Genomic DNA, 11,160 nt, shown 5'->3' with positions numbered 1-11,160 from the left:
GGGTGTGCTGGCCGGTGTTCCCGGCCGGTTCTCCGCCACGCTGCCCCCAGGTGTGTGCCGTGTGCGCCCCGCGTGCCGCCGGTTCCAGGATGGCGGCCGCGGCGGTCCGTCCGCAGCCCGACCGGCGGACCCGGGCGTCACAATCGTGCCTCGGGGACGGCCCGTGCGCCGTGGAAGGATGGGGCCGAACAGTTGCCCGTACGACTGCCCCGTACGACGCGCTCCGTACGACGCCCGCAGACGAGAGAGGACGGTCCAGCAGGTGAGCGACAACCACAACCTCCTGGCGGAGCAGCGTCGTGCGCTCATCCTGGAGGAGGTCAGGCGCCGCGGCGGGGTGCGGGTCAACGAGCTGACCCGCAGACTGAACGTCTCCGACATGACGGTGCGCCGGGACCTGGACGCGCTGGCCCGGCAGGGTGTGCTGGAGAAGGTGCACGGCGGCGCGGTGCCGGTGTCGGGAGCGAGCACCCACGAACCGGGTTTCGAGGCGAAGTCGGCGCTGGAACTGGGCGCCAAGAAGGACATCGCGCGGACGGCGGCGTCGATGGTGGCCCCGGGTGGCGCCATCGCGCTGTCGGGCGGGACGACGACGTACGCCCTGGCCCAGCATCTGCTGGACGTCCCGGAGCTGACGGTGGTGACCAACTCGCTGCGGGTCGCGGACGTCTTCCACGCCGCGCAGCGCGCGGACGGCGGCCCGCGCGGCGTCCCCGCGGGCGCGGCGACCGTGGTGCTCACCGGCGGGGTGCGCACCCCGTCCGACTCCCTGGTGGGGCCGGTGGCGGACGCGGCGATCCGCTCCCTCCACTTCGACGTGCTGTTCCTGGGGGTGCACGGGATATCCACCCGGGCCGGGCTGTCCACGCCCAATCTGGCCGAGGCCGAGACCAACCGCCGGCTGGTGCGCTCCGCGCGCCGGGTGGTGGTGGTCGCGGACCACACCAAGTGGGGGACGGTGGGGCTGAGTTCGTTCGCCTCGCTGGCCGAGGTGGACACCCTGGTGACCGACGGCGGGATGCCGGAGGCGGTCCGCGCGGAGATCCGTGAGCAACTGCCGGAACTGGTGGTGGCGGGCACGGACCGGGAGGCGCGGGGGGAGCTCTGAGCCCTCGGGGGCCGAAGCGGGCTCCGGGGGCTCCGGGGGTTTCGGGAGGGGACCGGCCGGGAGGTGCGCACGGGGCGCCTGCCGGGACCGTACGCGCGGTGTCCCGCGGGGCCGCCGCCCGAAGGCCCCGCGGAGGACTGCCCGCGCTCTGGCGCACCGGCGGGGAGGCGTGCAGACTTTCTGAGCAGGGGCACCCGGTGGGGGTGGCGCCGAGGACGGTCCGCGCGACCGCGGGCCGGCGGTGACGAGAGGGGAGGCGGTGCGCCGTGGCGGAACCCGAGTTCAGTGCCACCGGTGTACGGATCGCGCGGTGGCTGCGTTCGCTCACCCGGGCCGGGCAGGTCGTCGTCCGCGACGGCCGGCTGGTGCTGCTGACCAGCTACGGCCGGGAGATCGACAGCGCGCCGGTGGAACAGGTCCGGATCAGCGGACCGTGGTACGCCACCGCCGACCTGGCGATGGCGACGCTCAACGGCAACCGGTACGCACTGCGGCTGAAGGGGCAGATGCGCGACGCCCTCGTGGCCACGCTGCGCCGGTCCCGCGCCGGCCGCGGGCCGCAGGTCGCGGCGGAGCCGCGGGCCGCCGTCGGCCGACCGGTCCACCGGCCGGCCGGCCGGTAGTCGGCGCGAGTCCTTCACTCCTCGAGAAACGCCCGACTTGCACGCTTTTGTGACGTGAATCACGCTGATGCTGTGTCACAGCGGCCGTCAGCACGCTTGACGCGCTCTCCGTCGTCCGGACCCTCAACCGCCATCAGGGAGCCGCAGTCGTGATCAGCCACCCCAGCACGTCCGACCGGCAGCGGACGGTGGAGTTCCAGGCCCTGCCCACGCGGACCGACCAGGTCCGCAGGATCGTCTCCGCCCAGCTGCGCTACTGGAAACTGGACGGCCTCGTCCGTCCGGCCGCCCTCGGTGTCACCGAGCTGCTGGCCAACGTCCACCGGCATGTGGCCCCGGACCGGCACTGCACCGTGGAGATCGCGCTGCGTCCCGGCCGGGTGACCGTCTCCGTACGCGACCACGATCCGAACATGCCTCCCCTGCACCCCTCGGGAGTCCTCGCCACCCACGGGCGCGGGCTGGCCCTGGTGGCGGCGGTCAGCGACAGCTGGGGCATGCGGATCCAGCGCGACGGCACCGGCAAGGTGGTGTGGTTCACCCTGCCGGTGCCGGTTCCGGTTCCGGCGCGGACAGCGGCACCGGGGAGGCGGGCGGGGGCGCCGGACGGGACGCCGCGCCAGGAGCCGCTGCCGTCGCCCGCACCGCTGCCCGCGCCGGAGCCGCTGCCCCGGCCGGATCCGCTGCCGCGCGGCCGTGTCTCCGCTCCCGCGGCCCCGGCGCCCGCGGCGGCTTCGGCGGCAGGGACGACGGTCGCCCCCGTCGCGCACCTCTGACATCCCCCGGCACCGCCGCGGAGATGTCCCCGCGGACGGCGCGCCGCCGTCGCGCCGCGGCCCACCGTCCGGCCGGGGCCTCCGGTCCGGACCGCGGTACCGGCCCGCCGGGCAGGGTCCGCACCGCGGCAGGTACCGCGGGGTTCCCGTACGAGCGGACGGCCCGGTTCGGCCCCCGGTGTCACCGAGGACGGCGCCCGGCTGCCGGGCCGGGAGCCTCCGGAGAAGTCCGGCCGCACGCCGCGGGACTTCCCGCCGGCACTGCCCCGAGCCCGGCCGGCGGCGCGTTCCCGGTGCTCACAGGTCCCGTCGCATGCACACCCTCGGCCACTGGTCCAGGCCGTGGGCGGCCTCCCGGCTGCGGATCGCCCGCAGCCCGGGAGTGAGTTCGGCGGGTGCCAGCCTGCGGAAACCGCAGCGCTCGTAGTACGGGGCGTTCCACGGCACCTCGGCGAAGGTGGTCAGGGTCAGCGCGCCCTCGCCGCGGGCAGCCGCCTGCCGCGCGAGATGGTCGATCAGCGCCCGGCCGATACCGCGCCGGGCGCTGCCGGGGTGCACGGACACCTGCTCCACGTGGGTGTTGCCGTCCACCGGATCCGCCAGCAGATAGGCCACGGGACGGTCACGGGGGTCCGCCGGGTCGGCCGCGACCCACAGCCGCCCGTCCGCCGCGTACTCGCGCAGTGTGCCCAGGGACGGGGGCTCGTCGTCGGCCACGGCGTCCATGCCCAGTTCGCGGAAGCAGCCGCCCGCGGCCCGCTCGACCTCCCGCAGCAGGGGGAGGTCGCCGCCCCGGCCCGGGCGCACCCGGACCGGCGGCACGGGCGGTACTGGCGGCAGGGGCTGCGCGGTGTCCACCGGCTCATCCTGACAGCGCCGCCGCCGGGTCGTCCAGGACCGGTTGCCAGGCCAGCTCGGCCGCGCCCACCAGGCTGCTGTGCTCCAGTTCGCAGGCCAGCACCGGCACGCTGCCGCTGCGCCCCCACAGGCTGCGCTCCGCGATGACCGCGTGCAGCCGCTCCGCGTCCGCCTCCAGCAGGGCCCGGTGCAGCCCGCCGAGGATGATCCGGTCCGGGTTGAGGATGTTGACCAGCCCGGCCAGCCCCAGACCGAGCCGGTCGATGAGCAGCCCGGCGGCGTCGCGTACGGCCGGGTCGGTGGCGTACTCCGTGCGGAGCAGTTCCATGGCCCGGCTCAGCAGCCCGGTCTCCGGGCCCGGTTCCCGTCCGGCGGCCTCCAGGAAGGCCAGCGGATCGGTCTCCACGTCCAGACAGCCCCGGCCGCCGCAGTGGCAGGCCCGGCCGTCCGGGTCCACGGTCAGGTGGCCGACCTCCAGGGCCAGGCCCGCGCTGCCGGTGTGCAGCCGGCCGTCGAGGACCAGCGCACCGCCCACACCGCGGTGCCCGGTGGCCACGCACAGCAGGTCGCGGGCGCCCCGCCCGGCGCCGTGGCGGTGCTCGCCGAGGGCGACGAGGTTGATGTCGTTGGCGGTGTGGCCGGTGGCGGGCACCTTCCCCGACGGACCGGGGACGCCGGCGTCGGCCAGGCAGCGGGCGAAGATCTCCCGGACGGGCGCGCCCGGGGGCCAGGCCAGGTGCAGCGGGTTGAGGGCGGTGCCCTCGGGCTCGGCGACCGCGGAGGGCACCGCCAGGCCGGCCCCCAGACAGCGCCGTCCGGTCCCGCGCAGCAGCCGGGCCCCGGCCGCCACGACCTCGGTGAGCACCTGGGCCGGGTCGGCCTCCACCGTCACGGCGCCGGGCGCGGTGGCGACGATCCGGCCGCCGAGCCCGACCAGGGCGGCCCGGAAACCGTCGGCGTGCACCTGGGCGGCCAGGACGACGGGCCCCTCGGGATCGACCGACAGCCGGTGGGAGGGGCGGCCCTGGGAGCCGGAGGCGGCGGCGGGCCGGGAGTCGACGGTGATCAGCCCGAGCGTCTCCAGTTCGGCGGCCACGGCCCCCGCGGTCGCCCGGGTCACACCGAGTTCCGCGGTGAGCACCGCACGGGTGGGCGCCCGTCCGGTGTGCACCAGTTCCAGCGCCGGACCGAGGGCGCTGCGGCCTCTCTCCAGCCTTGTCGTACGCGTCGGGGTCACGACCCCATTCTGGCTTTGTGTCGCCCTCGAACAAAGTCGGCCGGTCCACTCGCCGGAACCACGCGCTGTCACACTGTTGCCCGTGGAGATCGACCGTCACCTCGAAGTCCTGGAGGCGGAGGGCGAATTGCTGCTCACCGCGGCGCTGCGGGCGGGATGGGACGCCCAAGTCCCCACCCTGCCCCGGCTGGCGGGTGCGGGACCTGGTGGCCCACCAGGGCATGGTCCACCGCTGGGCGGGCACCGTCGTCGCCGGGCGGCACCCGGCAGGCATCCCGGCGCCGCGGTAGGACATGCCCGACGACCGGCTGCCGGGCTGGTTCGCCGAGGGCCACCGGAGGCTGCTGAGGATCCTGCGGGAGGCACCCCCCGACCTGGCGTGCTGGACCTTCCTGCCCGGCTCGCCCACCCCGCGCGCCTTCCGGGCACGGCGCCAGGCCCATGAGACGACGGTTCACCGCGTGGACGCCGAACTGGCCTCGGGCCCGGCCCCCGGCCGGATCGGCCCGGCCTTCGCCGCCGACGGGATCGACGAACTGCTGACCGGCTTCCACAGCCGCCCCAAGAGCCGGCTGCGCCACGTCCCGCCCCGGGTGCTGCGGGTGACGGCCCCCGGGGCCGCGCCGTGGACCCTGCGCCTGTCCCGGGAGCCGCCGCGGGTGAGCCGGGAGGACGGCATCCCGGCGGACTGCGTGATCGGCGGCCCGGCCGAGGTCCTCCACCTGGCCCTGTGGAACCGGTGGCCGCACGGCGGTGCGCCCGCCGGGGAGGTGACCGTCGAGGGGGACGCGGAGCTCGCCGCGCTGTGGCGCACCGCCGCCGCGGTCCGGTGGGACGACTGAAGCGTGAGGGGCACGTGAGGGGTACGTGACGGGCACGGTGTCCGGTCACCCGGTCCGGCGGGAGCCCGGCCGGGCCTCCCCGTGAACCGCCGGGGCGTCCCCTCTCGTACGTGCTGTCGGTGCGGTCGCGCTCCCGCGGTCCGCCGGAGGATCCGCCGGAACGGCTTCCAGGCCGTACTCTCATAGGGCAGCGAGGGAGGGCACATGGCTGAGGGTCTGCGATTCGAACTGCTCGGTCCGCTGCGAGCCTTGCGCGGCGGGACCGAGATACCGCTGGGACCGCCCCGGCAGCGGGCGGTGCTCGCCGTCCTGCTGCTCCAGGAAGGGCGGCCGATGCCGTACGACGCGCTGGTGAGCGCGGTCTGGGGCGGCGAACCGCCGTCACACGTGCGGAACCTGGCACAGAAGTACATCTCCGGTCTGCGCCGGGCCTTCGCGGCCGCGGACGGCGGCGCCTCGGCACCGGAACTGGTGTGGACCGGCAGCGGCTACCGTCTGGAGAACGCGGCGATCGACGACCTGGCGGAGCGGCGGACGCTGCTGCGCGCGGCGCTGGCCGCCCGCGAGTCGGGGGATCTGCGCCGGGCGGGCGCGCTGGCGAAGGAGGCGGAGGAGCTGTGGCGGGGCGAGTTCGCCGAGGGCCTCACCGGTCCCTACCTGGCCGGTGAGCGGCGCCGCTGGGCGGAGAAGCGGCTGATGGTGCTGGAGACCCGGCTGGAGGGCGATCTGGAGCTGGGCCGGTACCACGAGTGCCTCCCCGAACTGACCCGGCAGGTGGTCGAACACCCGTTGCGGGAACGGCTGGTGGGCCTGCTGATGCTGGCCCTGTACCGCAGCGGCCGGCCTTCGGACGCACTGCTGGCGTACGAGGAGGCCCGGGGCCGGATCGCGGAGGAGATGGGCTCGGAGCCGGGCCCGGCACTGCGCGAGCTGCACGGGCGGATCCTGCGCCAGGATCCCTCGCTGCTGCCCGCCTCGGCCCTGGCCTCCTGAGCCCGGGGCCGTCTCGCGGGGAGGGACCTGGGGGCGGCCCCCGTCGGCCGGGTGCGGTGAGCCGTGGGGCAGCACGTACTCGTGCGGACGGTCCAGGATCCACCGGTGTACGGCCCGGCAGACCGACCGCCGGGCGGCACGCCTCGTCCCTGACGGCCGGGGCCGTCCCGCTGCGGGCTCGCGCCCCGGCTTCCCCGACCGCAGCCCCGGGCCGGTGCGCCGCTCCCGGACCGCCGCACCGGACGGGAAGCGGCACTCCCGCGGACCGGGGCCGCTCAGCGGTCCATCGCCTCCAGGGCGCGCCGGGCGAGGGGGTGGGTGCGGACGAGTTCCCCGAGGGTGGTCGTCCCCCGGGTGACCTTCGCGAAGGCGCTCCAGGCGGGGCGGAAGCCGGTGAGGACCGCGTGCAGCGTCCCGGGACGCCTGGCGAAGACCGCGTGCAGTCTGCCGCCCACCCCCATCTCCACGCCCAGGCCCGACTTGACGGCGAAGGCGTAGTTGAGGGCCTGGCGGCGGGCTTCCACCGCGTCGTGCGCCTCGGCGATCCGCACCGCCCACTCCCCCGCCAGCCGTCCGGAGCGCAGGGCGAAGGAGATGCCCTCCCGCGTCCACGGCTCCAGCAGGCCGGCGGCGTCACCGCAGACCAGTACCCGGCCGCGGGTCAGCGGGGAGTCCGCCGAGCGGCAGCGGGTGAGATGGCCCGAGGAGATCTCCGGCTCGAAGCCCGCCAGCCCGAGACGGGCGATGAAGTCCTCCAGATAACGCTTGGTCGCGGCGCCCTCGCCGCGGGCGGAGATCACCCCGACCGTGAGCGTGTCCCCCTTGGGGAACACCCAGCCGTAGCTGCCCGGCAGCGGTCCCCAGTCGATGAGGACACGGCCCGCCCAGTCCTCCGCAACCGACGGCGGCACCGGGATCTCGGCCTCCAGGCCGAGATCGACCTGGTCGACCTTCACCCCGACATGGGCTCCTATCCGGCTGGCGCTGCCGTCCGCGCCGACCACGGCACGGGCCAGCACCGTCCGGCCGTCGGCGAGCATCACGGCGACGGTGCGCCGGTCGGGGACGGCAGGGCCGTGCTGCTCCACCCGGCTGACCGTGACCCCCTCCCACAGCTCCGCGCCCGCCTTCCGCGCGGCCTCCACCAGCGCCTGGTCGAAGTCGGGCCGGTTGACCAGGCCGAACAGCATGGTCCGGGAGCGGCGGGTACGGGTGAACCGGCCGTCCAGCGAGAAGGTCACCGCGTGCACCCGGTCGCGCAGCGGAAGCTCGAAGCCGGGCGGCAGGGCGTCCCGGGAAGGGCCGATGATGCCGCCGCCGCACGTCTTGTACCTCGGCAGCCGGGCCTTCTCCAGCAGCAGGACCCGCCGTCCGGTGACGGCCGCGGCGTACGCCGCCGAGGCGCCGGCCGGCCCCGCCCCCACCACGACGACGTCCCACACCGGTTCCCGGCCGTCGTCCCGCTCGTCGTTCCGCCCGCCCGCGCCCTCGGCGTTCTGGCTGCTCACGTGTGTTACCGCTCCCGCTCGACCGCTTCCGGATACCGCCGCATCCTAGTGCCGCGTCAGCCAAGGTTCACCCCGCTCACCGCCCTGGCCCGTGCTCGCCGCGCTGACCGAAAGCCCAGGTAGGACCGACTACATACGGCTTCCGGCCGCTTTGCGGCCCCACCCCTCGGCCCGGAGCCCGGGGAGGTCTCGGCTGACGCGGCACCCGCGACCCGCACCCCGGGACGTGAGGTACGGACGGCGGCCGCCCGTCGTCACCCGCCGTGTTCCGGCATGTGCCGAAAGCGCCGCCGGAAGTGTCGTCGGCGTGTGACCGGCTATCCGGAAGAAAGAGGCACCGAAGCACCGGGACGTCGATGCGCCGACGTGTCGGTCCGCCCGCCCGCGCCGACGCATGAGAGGGCAGCCGCCATGTCCCACAGCCCGCCGCAGACCACAGCCGCCCACCGGACCGCCGGTCCGCCTGACCGGCGCCCGCCGCCGGGCGGCCGGCGGCGGGCGGCACGCGACCTGCGGTGGCTGCTCCTGGTGACCTGCGCCGTGCCGGTGGCGGGGTCGGCGGCCGACTTCGCGCTGCTGGCCGGTGCGCCGGCGGACGGCTGGTCCGGCGCGGTGCTCCCCTGGCTCCGGCTGCTCTGCTCGCTGGCCACCGGCTGCTGGCTGGCACGTCTGGTGGCGGACCGCACCGGGGCGCACCCGACCCGTCCGCCCGTACGGGCTCCGAAACGCGCCCCGGGACGGGGACGGGGACGGGGCGGGCTGAGGGCGGTGCTCGCCCTGACCGTGCTCGCCGGCGCCGCCCGGTCCGTGGATCTGGTACGGGCCGGTGAGGCGCAGAGCGCGGTGGGCGGCGTGGCCACCACCGTCCTGCTGGCCTGGCTCTGCGGGGAGCTGGCCGTCTCGCACGGCGTGGGATGGCGGGGCCTGGGAGTGGCTCCCCCCGGCGCCCGCACCCCCCAGGGACGGCTGACGGCCGTACTGGTCTTCGGAGCCGTCTTCGTCCTCGCCTACACCACGGTCGTCTGGATGGCCCATCTCCAGGTGAGCCTGCCGGCGGCCGCCCCCTGGCTGCCGGTGCTGCACGAGGCGCAGAGCTCGGCGCTGGGATGGCGCGGCCCGGCGGACATGGTGGCCAACGTCCTGTTCACCGGCGTCGCCGAGGAGATGGTGCTGGTCGGCGCCGTCATCGCGCTGGGCCGTGCCGCGGGCCGGCCGCTGTGGGTCCTGTGCGCGCTCAGTCTGCTGCTGCGGGTGGCGGGGCACCTGTACCTGGGGGTGCCCGGGGCGGCGCTCGTCCTGCTGGGGGCCTGCTCGCTCTTCCTGTACCTGCACCGCGGCCGGCTCGTCCCGCTGGTCGCCGGGCACATCGCCTACGACCTGGCGGCCACCCTCGCGCCCTCCCCCGAGGCGCTGAGCACCTGGGTCCTGGGCGTCCTGCTGGGGACCGGCGCGGCGTTCGCCGCCTGGCTCCACTGGTTCGCCCCCGCCGGATCCGGGACGGCACGGTCCCGGCCGCCGGGCCGGCCACACGGCCGGGAGACCGCCGCCCGGCCCGCCCGGCCCGCCCGCACCGGAGAACTCCGCTGACGCGGCGTCGGACCACACCCGGCCGGGACCGGGGTTTGAGGCCCCGCCGCCGGGGGACTCCGCACTGCCGGTCCGACCCGCCGCGGTGCCCTGAGGGGCCGTCACGACGGGACGGTACCGCCGGTCGGCGGACACGGGGGCGATGCCGTTGCCGTCGGCGGCCCGTACGCGTATGACGGAAGGCAGCAAAGGTGGCATTCGTTTCGTAAACCCCCGAGGAACCAGGCACCAGCGGGCCCGTCCGCCGTCGGCGGACGGGCGTACACGCGCCGGGCGGGGAAACACCTCCGGCCGCGGCCGGAGCCGGTGGGTCGAGAGGACGCGGGTCAATGACGCTACAGACAGAGCAGCCCCGGCAGGGGGAGACGCGCAAGCGGAGCCGAGGTGCGGTGGCGGTCGGCTGGCTGACCACCACCGACCACAAGAAGATCGGCTCCCTCTACCTCATCAGCTCCTTCGTCTTCTTCACGTTCGGCGGGCTGCTGGCACTGCTGCTCCGGGCCGAACTGGCCCGCCCGGGGACTCAGATCCTCAGCAACTACCAGTACAACCAGGCGTTCACCATGCACGGCCTGATCATGCTGCTGGTGTTCGCCACCCCGCTGTTCGCCGGTTTCGCGAACTGGATCATGCCGCTGCAGATCGGCGCGCCCGATGTGGCGTTCCCGCGGCTGAACATGCTCGCCTACTGGTTCTACTCCTTCGGCTCCCTCATCGCGGTGGCCGGCTTCCTCACCCCGGGCGGCGCCGCCAGCTTCGGCTGGTTCGCCTACACCCCGCTGAGCAACGCCGTCCACAGCCCCGGGGTCGGCTCCGACATGTGGATCATGGGGCTGGCGCTGTCCGGCTTCGGCACGATCCTCGGCGCGGTCAACTTCATCACCACGATCATCTGCATGCGCGCGCCCGGTATGACGATGTTCCGGATGCCGATCTTCACCTGGAACGTGCTGCTGACCGGTGTGCTGGTGCTGCTCGCCTTCCCGGTGCTGGCCGCCGCGCTGTTCGCGCTGCAGTCGGACCGGACGTTCGGCTCCCACATCTTCGACCCGTCCAACGGCGGCGCGCTGTTGTGGCAGCACCTGTTCTGGTTCTTCGGGCACCCCGAGGTGTACATCATCGCGCTGCCGTTCTTCGGCATCGCCTCGGAGGTCATCCCGGTCTTCAGCCGCAAGCCGATCTTCGGCTACATCGGCCTGATCGGCGCGACGATCGCCATCGCGGGCCTGTCGATCACCGTGTGGGCGCACCACATGTACGTCACCGGCGGTGTGCTGCTGCCGTTCTTCGCCTTCATGACGTTCCTGATCGCGGTGCCCACCGGAGTGAAGTTCTTCAACTGGCTCGGCACGATGTGGAAGGGCTCGCTGTCCTTCGAGACGCCGATGCTCTGGACGATCGGCTTCCTGATCACCTTCCTGTTCGGCGGTCTGACCGGTGTCATCCTGGCCTCCCCGCCGCTGGACTTCCACGTCTCCGACAGCTACTTCGTGGTGGCGCACTTCCACTACGTGGTCTTCGGCACGGTGGTCTTCGCGATGTTCGCCGGCTTCCACTTCTGGTGGCCGAAGTTCACCGGGAAGATGCTCGACGAGCGGCTCGGCAAGATCACCTTCTGGACGCTGTTC

At 74.7% G+C, this 11,160-nt stretch carries 9 protein-coding genes and 1 pseudogene; 7 read left to right on the top strand and 3 right to left on the bottom strand.

From position 1 onward, the window contains the following. The first annotated feature begins 262 nt into the window (after window positions 1–262). The 3 genes from CUT44_RS15610 to CUT44_RS15595 all read left to right on the top strand — a co-directional run bounded on the left by CUT44_RS15610 (window position 263) and on the right by CUT44_RS15595 (window position 2,507). Complete coding sequence (locus tag CUT44_RS15610; protein WP_199185714.1) at window positions 263–1,108, top strand: DeoR/GlpR family DNA-binding transcription regulator; 846 nt, start codon at window positions 263–265, stop codon at window positions 1,106–1,108. A 266-nt stretch (window positions 1,109–1,374) separates the two neighbouring features. Further along, entirely contained in the window at window positions 1,375–1,731 is a 357-nt protein-coding gene (locus CUT44_RS34045) for a hypothetical protein (RefSeq protein ID WP_233221425.1), read from the top strand. Window positions 1,732–1,880: 149 nt separating this feature from the next. Next, window positions 1,881–2,507: an ATP-binding protein gene (locus tag CUT44_RS15595; protein WP_100202468.1), complete on the top strand. Its 627-nt coding sequence runs from the start codon at window positions 1,881–1,883 to the stop codon at window positions 2,505–2,507. A gap of 297 nt (window positions 2,508–2,804) precedes the next feature. On the opposite strand, the gene CUT44_RS15590 is transcribed toward CUT44_RS15595, so the two are convergent. Beyond that, a complete protein-coding gene (locus CUT44_RS15590; RefSeq protein WP_233221424.1) occupies window positions 2,805–3,365 on the bottom strand; it encodes a GNAT family N-acetyltransferase in 561 nt (186 codons plus the stop codon). Window positions 3,366–3,369: 4 nt separating this feature from the next. Continuing rightward, window positions 3,370–4,602 (bottom strand): ROK family protein, encoded by a 1,233-nt coding sequence (locus CUT44_RS15585; RefSeq protein ID WP_100202467.1) that lies wholly within the window; start codon window positions 4,600–4,602, stop codon window positions 3,370–3,372. 82 nt (window positions 4,603–4,684) lie between these two features. Between CUT44_RS15585 and CUT44_RS15580 the strand changes: the two are divergent. Further along, a pseudogene (locus CUT44_RS15580) lies at window positions 4,685–5,444 on the top strand (maleylpyruvate isomerase family mycothiol-dependent enzyme). A 204-nt stretch (window positions 5,445–5,648) separates the two neighbouring features. Continuing rightward, window positions 5,649–6,437 carry an AfsR/SARP family transcriptional regulator gene (locus tag CUT44_RS15575; protein ID WP_100202466.1) on the top strand — a complete coding sequence of 263 codons (789 nt, stop codon included), beginning with the start codon at window positions 5,649–5,651 and terminating at the stop codon, window positions 6,435–6,437. Between the two features lie 275 nt (window positions 6,438–6,712). On the opposite strand, the gene CUT44_RS15570 is transcribed toward CUT44_RS15575, so the two are convergent. Next, the gene (locus CUT44_RS15570) at window positions 6,713–7,945 is read right to left on the bottom strand and encodes a geranylgeranyl reductase family protein (protein WP_100202465.1); all 1,233 of its coding nucleotides are present in this window, start codon (window positions 7,943–7,945) and stop codon (window positions 6,713–6,715) included. Window positions 7,946–8,356: 411 nt separating this feature from the next. Between CUT44_RS15570 and CUT44_RS15565 the strand changes: the two genes are divergently transcribed. Continuing rightward, window positions 8,357–9,532 (top strand): CPBP family glutamic-type intramembrane protease, encoded by a 1,176-nt coding sequence (locus tag CUT44_RS15565; protein ID WP_100202464.1) that lies wholly within the window; start codon window positions 8,357–8,359, stop codon window positions 9,530–9,532. 329 nt (window positions 9,533–9,861) lie between these two features. Then, on the top strand, window positions 9,862–11,160 hold a 1,299-nt coding region (locus CUT44_RS15560; protein ID WP_100202495.1), incomplete at its 3' end, for a cytochrome c oxidase subunit I.

This window comes from Streptomyces carminius (assembly GCF_002794255.1).
Taxonomy (GTDB): domain Bacteria; phylum Actinomycetota; class Actinomycetes; order Streptomycetales; family Streptomycetaceae; genus Streptomyces; species Streptomyces carminius.
Note: the sequence above shows the minus strand (reverse complement) of the source record. Positions and strands in the feature narration are given on the sequence as shown.

What these genes read in the sequence shown, in the direction of transcription:
- CUT44_RS15575 (WP_100202466.1), top strand. Translation starts at nt 5,649, where the DNA reads ATGGCTGAGGGTCTGCGATTCGAACTGCTCGGTCCGCTGCGAGCCTTG.
- CUT44_RS15565 (WP_100202464.1), top strand. Translation starts at nt 8,357, where the DNA reads ATGTCCCACAGCCCGCCGCAGACCACAGCCGCCCACCGGACCGCCGGT.